Origin of the sequence: Actinotignum stranguriae (assembly GCF_051265215.1) — a bacterium.
Classification (GTDB): Bacteria; Actinomycetota; Actinomycetes; order Actinomycetales; family Actinomycetaceae; genus Actinotignum; species Actinotignum schaalii_C.
In genome coordinates this window covers 1-20,273 of sequence record NZ_JBOZCJ010000010.1, presented here as the reverse complement: position 1 = coordinate 20,273, position 20,273 = coordinate 1, and the positions used below count along the sequence as shown (strand labels likewise).

Genomic DNA, 20,273 nt, shown 5'->3' with positions numbered 1-20,273 from the left:
GCAGGAAATATCCCAGTTGTGGATTCTTCCGTGCGCGAGTTCCCGATTTAGGAATCTCCCATGACGCCTTCGAAGGCATCCCGATAGGCAGCAGCCAAACGCAACGCATCGTGACGTGCGCGATTATCGCCCATTCTAACCTGTCGCAGCATAAGCGTGGCCCCGATGCCTTCAGCTTCCGCTGCGACTTCGCCGATGTCATCCACGCTGCGCGGATCGGCCACCACCACGTCAATACGCAGATCCGGAGCATGGCGAGCAAAAGAACGAATATGATCAGCGGCGCTCATTCCCCATGTTTCACGCTCGTTACGGAGATTGAGGGCAAGTACCCGCCGAGCCGGGGAACGCACGAGGGCCGTGTGCAAATCAGGAACCATGAGATGGGGAATGACAGAGGTATACCAGGATCCCGGTCCGAAAACGATCCAATCGGCCTCGTCAATAGCGGCAACCGCTTCGGGCTGGGCGGGAGGATTCTCTGGAATAAGGCTGACGTGTTCCACCCTTCCACGGGCTGTTGCTACCGCCACCTGCCCGCGGTAGAGCTGGGGGCCGTCTTCCTCGTCAATCACCCGCGCCTCAATCTCCAGGGGAATAGGAGACATAGGTAGCACGCGGCCGTCAATGCGCAAAAGCTGACCCACCCAGTCGAGGCCGGAAACTGTACTCCCCAATTGCTCCCACATAGAAACAATGAGGAGGTTACCCATGGCGTGGCCGTTAAGCGGCCCCTCGGAAGAGAAACGGTATTGGAGAACATCGCGCCAGGTTTGGCCCCATTCGCCGTCGTCACACAGCGCCGAAAGGGCCATACGTAAATCTCCGGGTGGAATCACGTTAAATTCATTGCGCAAGCGCCCCGAGGAGCCGCCGTCGTCCGCAACAGTAACCACGGCGGTGATATTTTGGGTGATGAGCCGCAAGGCCGAAAGTGACGCGTACAAGCCGTGACCGCCCCCGAGGGCGACGACACGCGGGCCGCGACTACCGCGCCCACCCATTATTCACGCCCCAAATCACGATGAATTGTACGTACCGAGTGCCCGGCGGCGCGTAGAGCTTCGGATACCGCTTCCGCGATAGCCACCGAACGGTGTTTTCCACCGGTGCAGCCAATCGCGATAGTGGTGAAGGGCTTGAGTTCGCGGGCGTATCCGGCCAGGATTGTGTGGATAAGATGGGAGTACTCCTGCACGAAAGCCTCTGCGCCGTCCTGTTCCAGCACGAAATTCGCCACCGGTTTATCGTGACCGCTCAGGTGGCGCAACTCGGTAATCCAGTAGGGATTCGGCAGGAAGCGCACATCGGCCACGTTATCAGCATCCAGGGGCAGGCCGTATTTGAAACCGAAAGACATCACCGTGACGCGGGTGGCTTCTGTTCCGGAGGTTTCACCCACAAGGCGGCGGATTTTGCGAGAAAGATCGTGGACGGACAGCCGCGAGGTATCAATAACAGAATCTGCGCGGCTACGCAGATCCGCCAGGAGTTTACGCTCCGCGGTGATGCCATCAAAAAGCCGCCCGTGGCCCTGGAGCGGGTGGGGCCGGCGCACGCTTTCATAGCGCCGCACCAGGGAAGCATCATCGGCATCGAGGAAAATAATGCGATAGTTAATGCCGCTTGCGGTGAGATCGGCAAGAACTTCCAGGAGCTCAGCGAAGAATTCCCGGGAGCGCACGTCCACCACCGCTGCCATGCGGGTCACCTTTCCATTACCGGAGAGCAGCCCGGCCAGGGCGCTGAGCAAGCGCGGCGGGAGATTATCCACCACGTACCAACCCAGATCTTCGAGGGTGGCAGCCGCTCGGGATCTGCCCGCCCCGGACATTCCCGTGACAATAATGATTTCCGGAACGTCGGCCGGCGGAAGCTCAGCTGTACAATCGGCCGCCGGAAGAACAGCGGGGATACGGGACGTATCGTTAATGTCACGGGTGTCACTCATATCTCCATCATGCCACAAAGATTCGCGAGCTACTTCTCCCGCAGTGCTTCTTGAATCGCTGCCGCCAGCACCGGGCCAATACCCGGAACTTCGGTGAGTTCCTCAATGCTGGCTTCCCGAATCCGTTTGACCGAGCCAAGAGCGCTCAGTAGTTTCTTCTGCTTAGCCGGCCCCAGCCCCGGAATGGCATCAAGCGCGGAGCGGGTCATCGCCTGACCCCGTTTCTTGCGGTGGAAAGTAATGGCGAAGCGATGCGATTCATCGCGTAGTTGCTGGAGGAGGCGCAGCGCCGGCGAGGTGCGCGGGAAAATAATCGGGAATTCTTCCCCCGGAATCCACACTTCTTCCAGACGTTTAGCCAGGCCCACTACTCGCACATCGGCACCGAGTTCCTCGACCACCCGCTGGGCGGCATTGACCTGCGGCAGCCCGCCGTCCACCACGAGGAGGTCGGGGCGGTAGGCGAAACGACGCGGCGCGGCCGCGGCAGTAACGGCACTAGCCGTACCCTCATCTTCCACTCCCCCGGCATCGGCGGCGTGCGCGGCAGCGTCGTTCAAACGGTGTAATCGCCGGCGTAACACTTCGTCCATCGCGGCGGTATCATCCCGGGCCCCCTGGCCCTCCGGCCCGCGCACGATGAAATGCCGATAATCGGAGGTTTTCTTAAGGCCGTCCTCGAATACCACCATGGAGCCAACCTGCTGGCGACCCTGGGTATGGGAAATATCGTAGCCTTCGATGCGCAGCGGAGCGCGATCCAAATCCAGCCCGATGCGCAGCTCTTCCAGGGCTTGGGAACGCACCGTAATATCGGCTGCGCGCGCCAGCTTATTGCGGTCAAAAGCCTGTTTCGCATTCGCGTGCACGGTATCCGCCAGCTGGGCTTTCGGCCCGCGCTGGGGGCGCTTGAGGTGAACCGGCCCGCCGCGGCGTTCAGCAAGCCAGCGCTCCAGCCCCGCGCGGTCCGAGGGGAAGACCGGCACCCAGATTTCCCCCGGGATAGCCCCGGGCGGTACGTGGTCCCGGTCATCAACAGAGGTGCCGGCCCGCACGGTTCGATCTCCCTGGGTGCCTACCCCGCGGTAGGAGTCGTATTCAGGATTGCCGTAGATATGGAGGAGTAGCGCGTTGATAATATCGGCTGGTTCGGTACCTTCGGTTTCTGTTACCCAGCCGCGCTGCCCGCGGATTCTGCCCCCGCGCACATAAAAAATCTGGACTGAGGCATCAATTTCATCGGATTCGAGACCGATAATATCGGCATTGAGATTAGAATCGAAGACCACTACATTGCGTTCAGTTGCGGTTGTCATTGCGGTGATTTCATCGCGTAGTTTCGCGGCACGTTCGAAATCTTCCACGGCGGCTGCCTTTTTCATCTCCGCGGTGCGGGCACGAATAAAATCGCTACCATCCGATTCCATGAATTTTACGAATTCTTCGGCGACGGCGCGATTCTCCGCCGCGCTCACCATCCCGGCGCAGGCCCCATTACACAGCCCGATATGAGTATTGAAACAGGGTTTCCCGGTGCGCTGCGCCCGCCGAAATTCCGCGTCGGAACACGAGCGCATGGTGAACACCGGTAGCAGGGCGTCCAGCACTTTCCGGATCGCCCACACCTTGGTATACGGCCCGAAGTACAGGGTGCCTTTGCGATGCTTTTCCCGGGTGATATATGCCCGCGGGAACTCCTCCCCCAGGGACACCGCCAGGTAGGGATAGGACTTATTATCCCGAAACATCACGTTGAAGGGCGGTTCGAATTCCTTAATCCAGGAGTATTCCAGAGTGAGCGCCTCAATTTCACTCCCCACCACCACCCACACCACATTCGTGGCGGTATACACCATGGTGCGGATGCGCGGAATGAGGCGTTCAGGCGGCTGGAAATAGTTCTGGAGCCGGTTGCGCAGATTCTTCGCTTTCCCAACGTAAAGAATGCGCCCCTCACCGTCCACGAAACGGTAGACGCCCGGGTCGGCGGGAATCGACGACGGCGCCGGGCGGTAGCTGCGTGGATCAGCCACGGTCCGTCACCTCCTCGTCTCCTCCAGGAGCGGGCGAAGGAATTGCCCGGTATAGGATTCGGGAACCGCGGCGATCTGTTCCGGGGTGCCGGTGGCGACGACGGTGCCACCACCGGCGCCCCCTTCCGGACCCATGTCGATAACCCAATCCGCGCATTTAATAACATCGAGATTGTGCTCGATAACAATCACCGTATTACCTTTATCCACGAGGGATTGCAGCACTAGAAGAAGCTTGCGAATATCCTCAAAATGCAGGCCCGTGGTGGGCTCATCCAGAATATAGACCGTGCGTCCGCTGGAGCGCCGGTGCAGTTCCGAAGCAAGCTTCACGCGCTGCGCTTCCCCACCGGAGAGCGTGGTAGCCGATTGCCCCAAGCGTACGTAACCCAGGCCCACCCGTTCCAGGGTGGTGAGATATCGGGTGATATTCGTGATGGGATCAAAGAATTCCGCAGCCTCGTGAATGGTCATATTGAGAACTTCGGAAACATTCTTCCCGCGGTACTTCACCTCTAGGGTTTCCCGGTTGTAGCGGGTTCCGTGGCAGACTTCGCAGGGCACATACACATCGGGAAGGAAGTTCATCTCAATTTTCACGGTGCCATCGCCCTTGCAGGCTTCGCAGCGACCACCTTTGACGTTAAAGGAGAAACGACCCGGACCGTAACCGCGCACCTTCGCCTCCTGGGTTTGGGCGAAAAGCTGACGAACTTTATCCCAAACCCCGGTGTAAGTGGCCGGATTTGAGCGCGGGGTGCGCCCAATCGGAGACTGGTCCACGTGTACAACCTTATCCAGGTTCGCGGCCCCGGTAACTTCACGATGCCGCCCGGGTACGGTATGAGCACCGTTAAGCTGATTAGCCAAGGAACGATACAGAATCTGATTGACGAGGGTAGATTTCCCGGAACCGGAAACCCCGGTCACCGCTATCAAGGTAGAGAGGGGGAACGCCACCTCCACGTTTTTGAGATTATTTTCCCGTGCACCCCGCACCGTGATCTTCCGATCCGGATCACTAGCGCGGCGTTGCTGCGGCGTCGTAATACTACGTTTTCCGGAAAGGTAAGCACCGGTCACGGATTCTTCGCAGTCACTTAAGCCCGCAACATCCCCCGCGTAGACCACATGCCCACCGAATTCCCCCGCACCCGGCCCAATATCGATAACGTAATCGGCGGTGCGAATTGTTTCTTCATCGTGTTCGACAACGATCAGGGTATTCCCCAGATCACGGAGTTTGACAAGAGTACCGATGAGTTTTTCATTATCGCGCTGGTGCAGGCCGATGGAAGGTTCGTCCAGCACGTAGAGCACACCCACAAGCCCGGAACCGATCTGGGTGGCCAGGCGAATCCGCTGGGCTTCGCCCCCCGAAAGAGTGGAGGCCCCGCGCGCAAGGGTGAGATAGGACAGCCCCACATCCACGAGGAAGCCCATCCGAGCCTGGATTTCGCGCAGCACCTGCGCGGCGATACGGGCCTGGCGCGCATCGAGTTCCACGGAGTCGAGGAAGGCTTTAGCATCGTCGATGGAGAGGGAGCACAACTCGAAAATATTGAGGTTTCCGATGCGCACGGCCAGCACATCCGGCTTGAGACGCGCGCCGTGGCAGGCCGAGCAGGCGATCTCCCTCATATAGCCTTCGTAGCGTTCCTTCGACCAGCTGGATTCGGTTTCCCCGTGCTTGCGTTTAACGTAGCCGAGTACTCCTTCAAAGCCGGTCGCATAGGTTTTTTCCCGCCCCCAACGGTTACGGTACTTGACAGTGACCTTGTAATTATTACCTTCCAGCAGGGCCTTTCGCGCCTTCTTAGGCAGATCCTGCCAGGGAGTATCCACATCGAAGCCGAGTTCCTCCCCCAGGGCTTCCATCTGGCGGGTAAAGAAGTCCTGGTGGCCGGTCCACGGAGTGATCGCGCCCTCCCGCAGAGTTTTTTCCGGATGCGGCACTACCAGATCCGGATCCACTTCCAAGGTGGAGCCCAGACCATCACAAGCCGGGCAGGCCCCGTAAGGAGCGTTAAAAGAAAAAGTCCGCGGTTCGATTTCTTCCAGGGCGAGGGCGTGCCCGTTTGGGCAGGACCGATGTTCGGAAAAACGCCGGGAGCGTTCTTCACCTTCCACCGCGTCCACGAATTCCACCACCATGAGCCCGGCGGAGAGCCCGAGAGCCTGCTCCACCGAATCGGTGAGGCGACTGGTGATACCCTCGCGCACCACAAGCCGATCAACAACGACGTCGATATTATGGCGCAGCTTCTTATCGAGACTGGGCGGGTTATCCAAGCGGATATCTTCGCTATCCACCCGGGCGCGAGTGTAACCGGCCTGGGCGAGATCCGTGAAAACATCCACATATTCGCCCTTGCGGTCACGCACAACCGGGGCAAGGACCTGGAAACGGGTTCCTTCCGGGTAGGTAAGGAGCGTATCCACGATTTGCTGGGCGCTTTGGGCGGTGATTTTCGCCCCGCATTCCGGGCAGTACTGCACCCCGGCACGCGCGTAGAGCAAACGCAGGTAGTCGTAGACTTCCGTGACCGTGCCCACCGTGGAGCGCGGGTTACGGTTGGTGGATTTCTGATCGATGGACACCGCCGGGGAAAGCCCCTCAATGAGATCCACATCCGGTTTATCCATCTGACCGAGGAACATGCGAGCATAGGAGCTCAGCGACTCCACATAGCGGCGCTGCCCCTCGGCAAAAATGGTGTCAAAAGCCAGGGAAGATTTACCGGAGCCCGAGAGCCCGGTAAACACAACGAGTTGATCGCGGGGAATATCCACCGTGATATTACGGAGGTTATTTTCCCGTGCGCCCTGAACATGGATAACATCACTCACCCGGCCAAGCTTACACGGTTGAACACAGGTTCGATAACCGAATGGTGCAATGTTCACGCTAGGCTGGTTTCCATGGCAATTAAGCGAGCACGAAGCTGCGGGAATGGCCGAGAGGATAAGAGAGCCCATCGGGGCGCTCGCCTCCTCCGCTACCGCCCCGATCCCCTAGTAGCAGGAATTATCCTGGCGATGATCGCGGGACTGCTGATTCCGGCGCCCAGCGCCCTGCGGGCACACTTGGGAACCGTATCGGACCTCGCGGTTGCCTGCGTATTCCTGGTCTACGGGATGCGGCTACGCACCCGGGACGTACTGGCCGGGCTGCGCAATATCCGCCTGCAAGGCCTGGTGTTTCTATGCACCTACCTGATTTTCCCACTCCTCGGTTTCGCCCTGGGCCACCTCGTTGCACCGGTTGTGGGTCCAGCTTTTGCCCTCGGTTTCCTCTACCTGGCACTCCTGCCTTCTACCATCCAGTCCTCGGTGACCATGGTCTCCATCGCCCGCGGGAATGTTGCCGCTGCCGTCACGTCCGCCACGGTATCCAATATCGCGGGAATTTTCCTCACCCCGCTACTCGTCCTGCTTTTCCTGCACGTAGAGGGGGCTTCGGCCGGATCTATTAATTCGGTGCTCCTCAAGCTGCTCCTCCCCTTTGTTATTGGGCAGTGCCTTCAGCCCTGGGTCGGCACGTGGTTCCGCGCGCACCCGCGCCTGGTACGCACCGTTGATAACACCTCGATTATCCTCATCGTGCTCTCATCCGTCCTCAATGCCACCGCGGAAGGGGCCTGGGCCGGGGTAACGGTCTGGACAATCCTCGGACTGCTCGCCCTGTGCTGTGTGTTGCTGGCTGCAATGCTATCCATTACCTGGTGGCTGGGGGGCCTGGCTCGGATGCGTGTAGAGGACCGCATTGTGGTACTCATGTGCGGATCGAAGAAATCATTGGCAACGGGGCTCCCGATGGCTAAGGCACTATTCGCCCCGGCCACGGTCGCCCCGTTGTCCGTTCCGGTGGTTATTTTCCACCAGCTACAAATTTTTGTGTGCGCAATTCTGGCGCGCCGCCTAGCCCGGCGCCACAGCAATTAGCCCGGCACGCGCCGCCCTAGTTAGCACCGCCAGCTGCATCGTCGTCGTTCTTCTTCTTGCGTGCAAGGGAACGCGAGCGAAGCAGGGAGGCCACCACCGTCACCACGATAATGACAACGATCACGAGCAGCGAGCTCAGCGGTGTGAACTCGAAGAATCCCGCGGCGATATCGTAATGGTGCAGCGCCTCGAAAATGAGTTTGAAACCGATAAAAGCGAGGATAGCTGCCAGGCCAAAGTGCAGGTACACAAGGCGCTCCAACAGCCCATCCACCAGGAAGAACATCTGACGCAGGCCCATGAGGGCGAAGGCGTTTGCCGCGAAAATAATGAAGGGCTCGGTGGTGAAACCGAAGGAGGCCGGGATGGAATCGAGGGCGAACATGAGGTCAATCCCGCCGATGGCGATAATGCACAGCAGTAACGGGGTGATGTAGCGCTTGCCGCCCCGCTTCACGATGTAGTGGTCGCCGTGGTAATCCTCGGCTACCGGGAGGGTGCGGCGCGCCAGGCGCACGAAGAAATTATCGGCTTCCTCACCTGTCGGTTCGCTATTCGAGAGACCCTCTTTGACCTGCGAGAACGCGGTCCACAGCAGGAAAGCGCCGAAGAGGAAGAAGGACCAGGCCAGGGATTCCACAATGACTTTACCCAGCAAAATAAAGAGGAACCGCAGGCACAGTGCGATAACAATACCCCAGAACAGCACTTTTTGCTGGAGGGCACGGGGCACCGCGAAGGAACCCATAATAATAATGAAGACGAAGATATTATCGACAGAGAGGGAATACTCCACGCCCCAGACGCTGAAGAATTGCAATCCGAAGGTATCCCCGTGGCGCCACCACAGGTATCCGCCCAGGCAGACGGCGAGGAAAATGTAGAAAAGCAGGAAACCTGCCGATTCTTTCATGCTGGGCTCGTGCGGTTTGCGCACGTGGGAGAGCAGATCGAAAGCGAAAATACCGATAACAACAACGAACAGCAGGATCCACTCGGCCATATGGACCGACATCTGATCGGGCGTGCTCGTCAACGGCAGCACACCCGTGGCGTATGAAAGCATATATACCTCCGGATGGAATGACCGGAGGTCTCTTCCCACCGACCGGGCGCGCGGCCGCGGCAGGTCTCCGATCCGGACGACCCGGGTGGGTCTCGTGCTGACGAATCGGCGGTTGACGGGAATACTCCCCTCCACGAGTGCACACTTTACACGATGGGGAGCACCACCGAGCCGCGTTTCCTATGCGGTTTGGGTGCCGGGCGGAAGTGCGTGCCCGTGCGGGCGCGCGTTTCCCGTGCGGGCATTTTACTTTTGGGCCTGCTGAGAGTGCCACAGCTCGCTTTTTAAATCTTTGATCTCATCGCGATAGCGCGCCGCGAGCTCAAATTGGAGCTGTTCGGCGGCCGCGTGCATCTGTGCGGTGAGCTCGGTAATGAGTTCGCGCAACTCTTTGCCACCCTGCGCCCGGGCAATTTCAGCTTCCGAAGCCCGCGCCCGAGCATGCGCGGGTTCTTGACGATACCCGCCGGCGAGCAGCTGCTCAGTATCCACGTCTTCCCGGGCGAGCATATCGGTCACGTCCGCAATGCGTTTGCGCAGTGGTTGCGGATCGATACCGTGTTCCCGGTTATAGGCGAGCTGCTTTTCCCGGCGCCGATTCGTTTCATCAATAGCCTGCTGCATATTCGGGGTAATGCTATCGCCGTACATATGCACTTCCCCGGAAACGTTACGGGCCGCTCGCCCAATAGTTTGGATGAGCGAGGTGGTAGAACGCAAAAAGCCCTGCTTATCCGCATCGAGGATGGCCACGAGGGAAACTTCCGGAAGATCCAGGCCCTCGCGCAGCAGGTTAATACCCACAAGCACATCGAATTTCCCGAGCCGCAATTCCCGTAGCAGCTCCACTCGGCGCAAGGTATCCACATCCGAATGCAGATACTCCACCCGCACCCCGCGGTCAGCCAGGTAGGCGGTGAGATCTTCAGCCATTTTCTTCGTTAGCGTGGTGATAAGTACCCGCTCATCACGTTCGGCCCGTACCCGTACTTCCTCGAGGAGATCATCGATCTGACCTTCGGTGGGTTTGACTTTAATGAGAGGATCCACCAAACCGGTGGGTCGAATAATTTGTTCGACGACGCCGTCCGCTTGCTCGAGTTCATATTTACCAGGTGTCGCGGATAGGTACACAGTTTGGCCGATACGATCAAGAAATTCCTCCCATTTGAGGGGACGGTTATCCATGGCGGAAGGTAATCGGAAACCATACTCGACGAGCGTGCGCTTGCGGGACATATCCCCTTCGTACATGGCCCCGATTTGGGGAACAGTCACATGGGATTCATCAAGGATAAGAAGGAAATCATCGGGGAAGTAATCAAGAAGCGTATTGGGTGCGGTACCCGGCCCGCGCCCGTCAATATGCCGCGAATAGTTCTCAATCCCGGAGGTTGTTCCAATATTGCGCATCATCTCGATGTCGTAGCTGGTGCGCATTTCCAGGCGCTGTGCCTCGAGGAGCTTATTGTGCGCACGCAGGTATTCCAGGCGTTCGGCCAGTTCTTCCTCAATGGAACGGATAGCGCGTTCCATCCGCTCGGGTCCGGCCACGTAATGGGAAGCCGGGAACACGTGGGCGGTATCGGTGCGTTGGAGAACATCCCCGGTGAGCGGGTGCAGTAGGGATATCCCGTCAATTTCATCGCCGAAGAATTCAATGCGGATAGCCAATTCCTCGTACACGGGAATAATTTCCACAGTATCGCCCCGCACCCGGAAAGTGCCGCGAGTAAAAGCAATATCATTACGGGTGTACTGCATGGAGACGAAGGTGCGTAGCAGCTCATCACGATCCAGTTGCTGGCCCACGTGCAGTTGCACCATACGATCAACATATTCCTGCGGGGTACCCAGGCCGTAAATGCAAGAAACCGAGGCCACTACCACGGTATCCCGCCGGGTGAGGAGCGAATTGGTGGCCGAGTGGCGCAGTCGTTCTACCTCATCGTTAATGGAGGAATCTTTTTCGATAAAGGTATCGGTTTGAGGAACATAGGCTTCCGGCTGGTAGTAATCGTAATAGGAAACGAAGTATTCCACCGCATTATTCGGCATAAGTTCGCGGAATTCCGCTGCCATTTGCGCGGCCAGCGTTTTATTCGGCTCCATAATAAGGGTGGGGCGCTGTACCTGTTCGATGAGCCAGGCGGTGGTGGCCGATTTTCCGGTACCGGTGGCTCCCAGCAACACCACATCCTTTTCACCGTCGTTAATACGACGGGTGAGTTCGGCAATCGCGGCGGGCTGATCTCCCGAGGGACGGTACTCGGAGATAACTTCAAAAGGCTTATCGCTGCGCACAATCTCAGAATCAAGAGCCATAGTGGCGAGCTTACTAGCCTCACCCGGCGCGCGGTACGAAATACGCCAGCGGCCGGATAGAGACCCGAGGTTATGGTCGAGTTTCTATCCGGCCGCTGGGCGCCGTCGTTATCCCACGCCGTTCGAACGTGGCGAGAACCGGCCTTGAACTAAAAACTAGTCAAGGTGCTCCACGGTGGCGTGCAGGGTGAGCGTGGCGCTCTCCCCCGGCGCCAGCTGCGGGGCCCCTTCGCGCACCCGAGTTGCTTCCACGCACACAAAATGCTTCCAGGCATCATCGGGCATATCCGCATTCGCGGCCGAGCCCTTCGTACCTGGGTTCCACACCACCGATTTATCGGATTCTTCCGAGCTCAGAGTGATCTTACGGTGTCCGCCCGCGTCCACGAGCACGATATCGCCCGCGAAGGGGTAGAAACGATCAACGGTTTGGCCTTCGAGAGCCTCGAAGGGGCCGGCGGGGAGTTGGGCATTATCCGCAAGGCGATTGATGCCGCCTTCCTCGATACCCTTGATACGCAGATCCTGCGCATCCACAGCCCAGTAGGCGTGGAGGGCTAACTCCGGGCCGATCGTTTCGGTGCCGGTATTGGTGGCCTTCAGCCGCACCCAGAAATCACTGCCCAGGTGCACGGTGTAGCTGAGGGCGAGGGAATCAGCCAGGTCGCCACCCAGTGCGCTGCCCGCGAGGGTGAAAGTTGCTTCCACCGCGGCCGAATCGCCGCTGACAGATTCGAGGGCCCAGTCCTGGATGCGGGCCCAGCCGTGCAGGCCGTTATCCGAAGGCCCGAACCACGGGGCTACCACCGGGATACCTCCCCGGATAGGAGTGCCCTGCGTGAGGCCAGATAGGTCGCTCATGTAGAGGACGTCCTCGAAGCCAGCCGGTTTCCAGGAGGCAACGTGGGCGCCGTAGGGGAATACGGTACCGGATACGGTATCGGTGTTAATCTCTAGCGCGCTCAGGTCCCCACGGGTGACGAGGCTGACGCCGGCGATAGCTTGCTCGGCAAAGGGAATGCTCTGCGTCATGTGTACTCCTTGATTTTCTTTATGTGTGCGATGCGGGCGACCATACCGGCCGCCCGCACCCTCCTACTCATGCTCTAGCCGAAGAACGGCGAGAGGCACATTACGTACGCCAGTGAAACCAGCGAACCGGAGGCGAGCAGGCCGCCCCACGTCTTGAGAGTGTCCTTGATGGACAGATCGAAGTATTCCTTGAAGAGCCAGAAGGACGCGTCATTAATATGCGTCATGAAGTTGGAGCCCGCGGCGGTGGCAAGCACGAGCAGCGTGGGATCCACGCCCGCCTGCATCACACCGGTGGTCGGATCCATAACAGCCGCACCAATAATGGAGGCGGCGGTCATCGCGGAGACCACGCCCTGACCGGTAGCCAGGCGGATAAGAACGGTGATGAACCAGGCCATGATGTAGGGCGATACCGCGCCCGCACTCATGAAGCCGCCGATGTAATCGCCGATGCCGGAGTCAATCACAACCTGCTTGAAGGCGCCACCGGCACCGATAATCATGACAACGCCGGCGATAATCGACACGGCCTTATTGAACTTGTCCATGACCCATTCGCCCTTGTGCCCGCGCTGAATACCGAAGAGCAGCATGGCGAGCACCAGCGCCACGGACATGGCCACCGGGGAGGAACCGAAGAAGTTGAGCCACTGGCCCAGCGTGGATTCTTTATCTACCCAAATATTGGCGATGGTCACCGAGATCATGATGATGGCCGGGCTGAGCGGCACGATGAGGGAGATGAAGAACGACGGCGGATTGACCGCGGCTTCCTTATCGTCCTTATCACCGGACATGAACTTCGGCACCGGGCGCTCGAGGTTACCAAGCACCTTGGGCAGCAGCACGCCACCCACGATCACCCAGAGAATCGCCATGGGAATACCAAGGAGGTACACCATGCCGGCATCCGCGTGATACTGGTCAATGAGCGCAACCGGACCGGGCTGCGGCGGGAAGATCGAGTGAGCGACCGTGGTAGCGCACACAGCCGGAATGGCTAGGCGCAGCCACGGCACCTTTGCTTCCTGAGCGATAGAAATAACGAGCGGAGCAATCATTAGGAAGGCGACTTCGTAGAACATCGCCAGGCCGAAAATAAGACCGATAATAATAACAGCGATACGCACGAAGCGCAGTCCGAAGCGGCGAATGAGCCCCGATGCCAGCACGTGAGACGCACCGGAATCCACCATGAGGCGGCCGATAACTGCACCGAAAACAACGATAATGGCGAGCGAACCCAGCGTAGAACCAAAACCGGTGGTGACGGTCTTGAGAGTTTCCATCGGGCCCATGCCATTGCACAGTGCCACCACCACGGCGGCGAGCAACAGCGCGAGCATCGAATTCACCTTGAATACGATGTTGAGCACGAGCATCAACGCAATGCCCACGAGCAGCCAAACAATTGGCATAGCTTTTAACCTCTCAAATTTTAGGCCCCATCGCCGCGCATCGTTGCTTCGTGGCGACGAGACGTACCATATAGCGAAACGGTCATTTCACTATTTGTAAATGGTACTCCCCCTTACGCTGAGAGTAAACACGGTACGGATCACCTTTTTACTTGCGTTTATCTTGATTTTTCTACGACGACGCTGGCGCCCGCGGCGCCACCAGCCAGCTATCCGCGCATGTGGCAACGAGACTCTCCAGCTCTGGGCGGCTTCCTGCATTCTGAATCCAGATATGAGCCAGGCCCCGACGGACCTCATCATCAACCTGAGTGCGCATGCGGGCCCGCGCATCCGCTTCGCTCATGCCCCGGCCGCGTAGGTGCTCAAGGCGCTTTTCTTCCGGGGCGGAGACGATTATCACGCAATCGACCTCACGATCGGCGCGGGTTTCTACCAGGAGGGGCACATCATAGACAGCCAGCTGGTCCGGGTGCGCACCGGCGAGGATCTCCCGGGCCCGCGCGATAATAGCGGGATGGGTGAGAGCCTCAAGCCGGTGGCGGGCGGCCGGATTGGAGAAGATATGTGTGGCAAGGGCCGTGCGGTTAAGTGCGCCGTCGTCGTTTAAAATGCCCGAACCGAAAACGGTGGCGAGCTGCGCGAGGACCGGGCTACCCGGGGCGGTGACCTCCCGGGCGAGGGCGTCCGCATCGGCAATAAGCGCGCCGCGCTCACGCAGAACACGAGTAACCGTGGATTTTCCGGCACCGATTCCACCGGAGACGGCCACTCGCAGGGCGCGCCCGCTGGGGTAGGAGAAGGTGCGCAGCTGCTGTGCGCTGGCTCCGCCGACTCGTAGTGTTTTCACCGTCCCAGCTTAACAATGCGTCCCGCGGAAAGAAAACGCCGCCGGCGCTCCCCGAGGAGACGCGCCGGCGGCGGTACTAGATGCTACCCGCGGTAGCCTATGCCTTAATTGTTGGTCAGCTTCTCACGCAGAGCGGCGAGCGCTTCATCGGCATCCGAGTCAAGCGAGCCGCTCGGTTCGGACGTGGAGCTGTAGCTGGCCGGAATTTCTGCGGCCGGTTCGGCAGCGGCAGCAGCCTGGGCGCCCGCAGCAGCATCGGCTTCAAGCGCGGCAGCGACCTGCGCCTTGTGCGCTTCCCAACGGGCCTGAGCCTGGGCGTATTCGTTCTCCCATGCCTCGCGCTGAGCTTCGTAACCCTCGAGCCATTCATTCGATTCGGGATCGAAGCCTTCGGGGTACTTGTAATTGCCGTTTTCGTCGTAATCAGCGGCCATGCCGTAGAGCGAGGGATCGAAGTCCTGGGAGTTCGGATCCACGCCTTCGTTCGCCTGCTTGAGGGAGAGCGAAATACGGCGGCGGTCCAGATCGATATCGATGACCTTGACGAAAACATCGTCGCCCACCTTGACAACCTCTTCCGGGGTGTCGATATGACGGGAAGCCAGTTCGGAGATGTGGACGAGACCTTCGATGCCATCCTCCACGCGCACGAAGGCACCGAAGGGAACGAGCTTGGTTACGCGACCCGGAACGATCTGGCCGATCGCGTGGGTGCGGGCGAAGGACTGCCAGGGATCTTCCTGGGTGGCCTTGAGGGAGAGCGAGACACGCTCGCGATCCATGTCAACATCGAGAACTTCCACGGTGACAGGCTGACCCACTTCGACAACCTCGGACGGGTGGTCGATGTGCTTCCAGGACAGCTCGGAAACGTGGACGAGGCCGTCCACACCGCCGAGGTCCACAAAGGCACCAAAATTGACGATGGAGGACACGAAGCCTTCGCGCACCTGGCCCTTCTGAAGCTGGTGCAGGAATTCTCCACGAGCCTGGGACTGGGACGCTTCCAGCCAGGCGCGGCGGGAAAGAACCACATTATTGCGATTCTTATCAAGTTCGATGATCTTCGCTTCAAGCTCACGGCCGATGTAGGGCTGCAGATCGCGCACGCGGCGCATTTCAACGAGCGAAGCAGGCAGGAAGCCGCGCAGTCCGATATCAACAATCAGACCGCCCTTGACGACTTCGATGACAGTGCCGGTAACGACGCCATCAGCTTCCTTGACCTTCTCGATTTCAGCCCAGGCACGTTCGTACTGCGCGCGCTTCTTCGAAAGGAGGAGACGGCCTTCCTTGTCTTCCTTCTGGAGGACAAGGGCCTCTACCTGGTCGCCAATTTCGACGACATCATCGGGGTTGACATCGTGCTTGATCGAAAGTTCCTTGGAGGGAATAACACCCTCGGTTTTGTAGCCAATGTCGAGCAACACTTCGTCATGGTCGACCTTGACAACGGTTCCTTCGACGAGGTCACCATCGTTAAAGTACTTGATCGTCTTATCGACGGCGGCAATAAGTTCTTCCTCGGAGCCGATATCGTTGACGGCAATCTCGGGGAGAGTCGAAGACTCGGGGGTGGTATTAGTCATTAACTGATAACTTCCGGACACTATTGTGAATATTTGCTTGGGACCGACAGACATCGGCCAGTGCGGCGGGTGCTCACACCAGTTCTCCATACTACGCGGAAAAGCTTGGCTAGTGCAAGGCATCCGGGCCAGAATCGACGTGGTGTGAGCGCCTCGTTCTAGTGGGCTGCCTCCCGCCAATTCGGGCCGTACCCCACCCCGACCGAAAGTGGCACCCGCAGCTGCGCTGCCCCGGCCATTTCTCGGCGCACGATATCCTCGGTCGCCTCGTGCTCGCCGGGCGCCACTTCCAGCACCAGTTCGTCATGAACCTGGAGCAGTACCCGACTGCGCAAACCTGCTTCCTGCAGCGCCTCTACCACGGCCACCATGGCGATCTTGATGATATCGGCCGCACTACCCTGGATCGGAGCATTGAGAGCCATACGTTCAGATGCCTCGCGCAACTGTCGGTTCGTGGAACGCAATTCGGGAAGGTAGCGCCGCCGCCCCAACATCGTCTGGGTATAGCCATCTTCACGGGCTTTCACCACGAGGGAATCGAGATATTCGCGCACTTTCCCGAAACGTGCGAAATAGGTATCCATGAGCTCTTGAGCATCGTGGGCGGAAATACGGAGCTGGCGGGAAAGCCCGTAGGCGGAGAGCCCGTAAGCCAAGCCGTAGCTCATCGCTTTAATACGGGAGCGCTGTTCGCTACTTACCTCGCTTTCGGGAATCCCGAAGACGAGAGAGGCCACCGAGGAATGCAGGTCTTCGCCCTCGTTAAAAGCGGTGATCAACGCTTCATCGCCGGAAAGCGAGGCCATGATCCGCATTTCGATCTGAGAGTAATCCGCGGTCATCAGCGCCGCATAGCCCGCGGAAGGAATAAAGGCAGAGCGGATCTGCAGCCCCTCGGCCGTGCGCGCGTGAATATTTTGAAGATTCGGATCCGTGGACGAGAGCCGCCCGGTAGCCGCCACCGCCTGCTGGTAGGTAGTGTGGATCTTCCCATCCGCCCGGGTATTGCGCTGCAGGCCTTCCACAGATTGCCGCAGTTTAATGGCATCACGGTGCTCAAGGAGAGCCCCGAGGAATTGAGTCCCGGCTACCGCCTTATCATCTTCGCGCGCGGCAATGCGCACCGCCAGATCTGCCAGCGCTTCCGCATTCGTGGTGTACCCGGATTTGGTTTTCCGGGTGGTGGGCAAGCCGAGTTCCTCGAAAAGTACCCCTTGTAATTGCTTGGGACTGGAGAGATTGACTTCGTGGCCGATGGCATCATAAGCGAGTCGGGCCGCGGCTTCTACACGCCCGTCGAAATCTTTTCGCAGTTTTTCAAGGTAGGGAGAATCCACCGCAATACCGGTGTCCTCCATGCGCGCGAGGGTGCGGGACACGTCCATTTCGAGGTCGAGCAAGGCACCATCCTCACCGCGGGCCTTCAATTCCCCGAGCAACTTATCCGAGAGCGGGCCGAGGAGTGCGGCGCGCTGCGCCAAAGGATCAGCCTGTCCGTCCAACCCGGGCAGCACTCCCCCGTCCCCCAAATCAACACCGAGGTGACGCAGCGCAAGATCGCCGAGGTCATAGCTGCGCTGATCGGGGTAGAGAAGGTAAGCGCACAGCACGGTATCGCGGACGACGCCGCGTAACTCGGCGCCCTGCCCCCGCACCCGATGCCAGGCTTCTTTGGCGCCGTGCACCACTTTCGGGGCATCAGATTCCAGCCAGGCACGCACCTGGGCAGTATCGTCGTCGTTCATGGTGTGAGTATCGAGAAGTAAGGCGGCCGTTGCCGTTCCAATCGCAAGTGCCTCCACACTCCCCGCACCCGGACTGGCCGGCCCGGCGATTTCGAGGCCAAAGAATGGGGCGTCGGCATGCTGATCAAGCCATGCGCGTACCCCGGATGTGGTGATCTCCAGGCCGGCGAGGGTGAATCCGGCTGGAGCATCGGATTCAGGTGCGCCGTCACGCGCCGGTAATTCGGTGAGGACACGCCCGCGCAAGGTATCAAAATCGAGGGTATCGAAGAGTTCGTGCAGCGCTTCCCGGTCCACTCCGCGCGGGCGGAATTCCTCAAGGTTCTCTCCGATAGGAAGATCACGCACGAGGGTATTAAGGGACCGATTCTGGCGAACCTGATCCAGGTGCTCGCGCAAGGAGGAACCTACTTTTCCGCCGATTTCGTCGGCGCGGGCGAGGATGGAGTCAAGGTCACCGTAGTTCGCGAGCCATTTCGCCGCGGTTTTCGGGCCCACGCCGGGGACTCCGGGAATATTATCGGCGCCTTCCCCCACGAGTGCAGCCAGGTCGGCATAGCGTTCGGGGCGCACTCCAGTTTTCTTTTCGATACCGGCCGGGTCAAGGGCCTGCATTGCCGAACGCGGCATGGGATAGAGCACGGTGGTGTGCTCATCAACGAGCTGATAGGAGTCTTTGTCGCCGGAGGCAATATAGACATCCGCTCCCTCTTCTACCGCACGACGGGAAAGGGTGGCAATAATATCGTCGGCTTCGTAGTCCTCGTAAGTAAGCCAACTTATTCCGCAGGTATCCAGGACGTTTTTAATAACATCGATTTGCCCGGAGAATTCTACCGGTGTGGGGGCCCGGCCTCCTTTATATTCCGGATAGACGCGGGTACGGAATGTTCCTCCCGGCAGGTCGAAGGCCACGGCGATGTAATCGGGGTGGTAATCACCAATGATTTTGAGCAGGGTGGAGAGGAAACCGTAAACAGCATTGGTGTACTGCCCGCGATCGGTGAGGAAATTCTCTGCCCGCAGGGCGTAGAAGGCGCGGAACGCCATTGAATGGCCGTCGACAAGAAGGAATTTTTTTTCACTCACCCCTCTAGCCTACGCGAGATGGCTAGCAGGCGCCCACCGGAAAACCGATGAGCGCCTGACTGTGAGAATGTGGGACCTGGCACGTACGCGGCTGGATGCGCTTAACTACGCCCGCCAACCTGTTCGATCACAGCATCGGCCACTTCGCGCATGGTCAGCCGCCGATCCATCGAGGTCTTTTGAATCCAGCGGAAAGCTTCCGGTTCGGTCAGGCCCATATGAGATTCCAGCAAGCCCTTAGCCCGATCCACTCGCTTGCGGGTTTCAAATTGCTCGGCCATGGTAGAGACTTCGTTTTCGAGCGCTTCGATTTCCTGATTACGCGAGACGGCGATTTCGACCGCGGGAATGAGATCAGCGGGCGTGAACGGCTTGACCACGTAAGCCATCGCTCCGGCGTCCCGTGCGCGTTCCACCAGGTCACGCTGAGAGTAGGCGGTGAGCATAACGATGGCCACCCGATGTTCTTCTAGAATCCGGTCCGCTGCGGTAATGCCGTCCATACCCGGCATCTTCACATCCATGACAATCAGATCGGGTTCGAGTTCGCCGGCGAGTTCAATAGCGGATTCGCCATCGCCGGCTTCTCCGACAACCTCATACCCGGCATCTTCCAGTGTTTCAACAATATCGAGGCGAATGAGAGTTTCGTCTTCAACGACAAGAACCCGAATGGCTTCTTTGTTCTCCGCGGCTTGCGCCGCCGTGTCCTTGGCCATCATGACCCCTTCGACCGGCATGCCGGATAGATTGAACCAATTTACTGCGTGCGATGTTGCACCTGCATCCACACCGAAGTGTTCTCTGACCCTTGAGAGAATGATGACCGGCAACGGGATTCACGCGCCCCTTACCATGCTGTCAGACCACGCGGTGCAGAGCAAACAACGGGACAGAGATTCCCAGCGAACTTCAAGGTTATCGCCGCGGTGCTCCCGGAGGGACTCGAACCCTCACGCCTTGCGGCGCTGCATTTTGAGTGCAGTGTGTCTACCAATTCCACCACAGGAGCTTGTGCATATGCCGTCACCACCAGCAGGATCTCCAGGATCACCGCGAGTGATTGTGCAAACGCAGAGAATATTTCACCATACCCGCCACCAAATTTCAAATGATGGTGACGCAGAAAGCTGGAATGGGAGCGGGTGCCCGGACCGAACGAGTTTTCCATCCAGACACGTCACGCCACGGCTGTCAAGAAAGCAAGCTTATTGAGGTGCTCGA

At 59.0% G+C, this 20,273-nt stretch carries 13 protein-coding genes and 1 tRNA gene; 1 reads left to right on the top strand and 13 read right to left on the bottom strand.

What is annotated here, in order from left to right; translation table 11 throughout:
* Positions 1–47: 47 nt before the first annotated feature.
* From ACRQEG_RS04860 to uvrA, 4 genes are read right to left on the bottom strand one after another with little or no spacing between them, the layout of a single operon-like run.
* Positions 48–1,004, bottom strand: coding sequence for a gluconeogenesis factor YvcK family protein (locus ACRQEG_RS04860; RefSeq protein WP_016442755.1), 957 nt, complete (start codon positions 1,002–1,004; stop codon positions 48–50).
* A complete protein-coding gene (gene rapZ / locus ACRQEG_RS04855) occupies positions 1,004–1,951 on the bottom strand; it encodes an RNase adapter RapZ (RefSeq protein WP_016442754.1) in 948 nt (315 codons plus the stop codon). The genes ACRQEG_RS04860 and rapZ overlap by 1 nt, the downstream gene beginning before the upstream one ends.
* 29 nt (positions 1,952–1,980) lie before the next feature.
* The gene (gene uvrC, locus ACRQEG_RS04850; RefSeq protein ID WP_320757168.1) at positions 1,981–3,984 is read right to left on the bottom strand and encodes an excinuclease ABC subunit UvrC; all 2,004 of its coding nucleotides are present in this window, start codon (positions 3,982–3,984) and stop codon (positions 1,981–1,983) included.
* A 6-nt stretch (positions 3,985–3,990) separates the two neighbouring features.
* Positions 3,991–6,834, bottom strand: a complete 2,844-nt coding sequence (gene uvrA, locus ACRQEG_RS04845) for an excinuclease ABC subunit UvrA (RefSeq protein WP_320757169.1) — start codon at positions 6,832–6,834, stop codon at positions 3,991–3,993.
* A 72-nt stretch (positions 6,835–6,906) separates the two neighbouring features.
* Here uvrA and ACRQEG_RS04840 point away from each other — a divergent pair, with 72 nt between their 5' ends.
* Positions 6,907–7,929, top strand: coding sequence for a bile acid:sodium symporter family protein (locus ACRQEG_RS04840; RefSeq protein WP_081637313.1), 1,023 nt, complete (start codon positions 6,907–6,909; stop codon positions 7,927–7,929).
* Between the two features lie 16 nt (positions 7,930–7,945).
* On the opposite strand, the gene ACRQEG_RS04835 is transcribed toward ACRQEG_RS04840, so the two are convergent.
* From ACRQEG_RS04835 to ACRQEG_RS04795, 9 genes are all read right to left on the bottom strand, one after another.
* Positions 7,946–8,995: a TerC/Alx family metal homeostasis membrane protein gene (locus ACRQEG_RS04835; protein WP_016442750.1), complete on the bottom strand. Its 1,050-nt coding sequence runs from the start codon at positions 8,993–8,995 to the stop codon at positions 7,946–7,948.
* Between the two features lie 246 nt (positions 8,996–9,241).
* A complete protein-coding gene (gene uvrB, locus ACRQEG_RS04830; RefSeq protein ID WP_320757170.1) occupies positions 9,242–11,320 on the bottom strand; it encodes an excinuclease ABC subunit UvrB in 2,079 nt (692 codons plus the stop codon).
* A 156-nt stretch (positions 11,321–11,476) separates the two neighbouring features.
* On the bottom strand, positions 11,477–12,352 hold the full coding sequence (locus ACRQEG_RS04825) for an aldose epimerase family protein (protein WP_320757171.1): 876 nt from the start codon (positions 12,350–12,352) through the stop codon (positions 11,477–11,479).
* Positions 12,353–12,426: 74 nt separating this feature from the next.
* Positions 12,427–13,773, bottom strand: coding sequence for a gluconate:H+ symporter (locus ACRQEG_RS04820; RefSeq protein ID WP_016442747.1), 1,347 nt, complete (start codon positions 13,771–13,773; stop codon positions 12,427–12,429).
* Positions 13,774–13,945: 172 nt separating this feature from the next.
* Positions 13,946–14,623, bottom strand: a complete 678-nt coding sequence (gene coaE / locus ACRQEG_RS04815; protein ID WP_435730980.1) for a dephospho-CoA kinase — start codon at positions 14,621–14,623, stop codon at positions 13,946–13,948.
* A gap of 104 nt (positions 14,624–14,727) precedes the next feature.
* Positions 14,728–16,212 carry a 30S ribosomal protein S1 gene (gene rpsA / locus ACRQEG_RS04810; protein ID WP_320757173.1) on the bottom strand — a complete coding sequence of 495 codons (1,485 nt, stop codon included), beginning with the start codon at positions 16,210–16,212 and terminating at the stop codon, positions 14,728–14,730.
* A gap of 158 nt (positions 16,213–16,370) precedes the next feature.
* Positions 16,371–19,049 (bottom strand): DNA polymerase I, encoded by a 2,679-nt coding sequence (gene polA, locus ACRQEG_RS04805; protein ID WP_320757174.1) that lies wholly within the window; start codon positions 19,047–19,049, stop codon positions 16,371–16,373.
* A 101-nt stretch (positions 19,050–19,150) separates the two neighbouring features.
* Positions 19,151–19,789: an ANTAR domain-containing response regulator gene (locus ACRQEG_RS04800; protein ID WP_414429720.1), complete on the bottom strand. Its 639-nt coding sequence runs from the start codon at positions 19,787–19,789 to the stop codon at positions 19,151–19,153.
* Positions 19,790–19,979: 190 nt separating this feature from the next.
* A tRNA-Leu gene (locus ACRQEG_RS04795) sits at positions 19,980–20,061 on the bottom strand.
* Positions 20,062–20,273 lie beyond the last annotated feature (212 nt).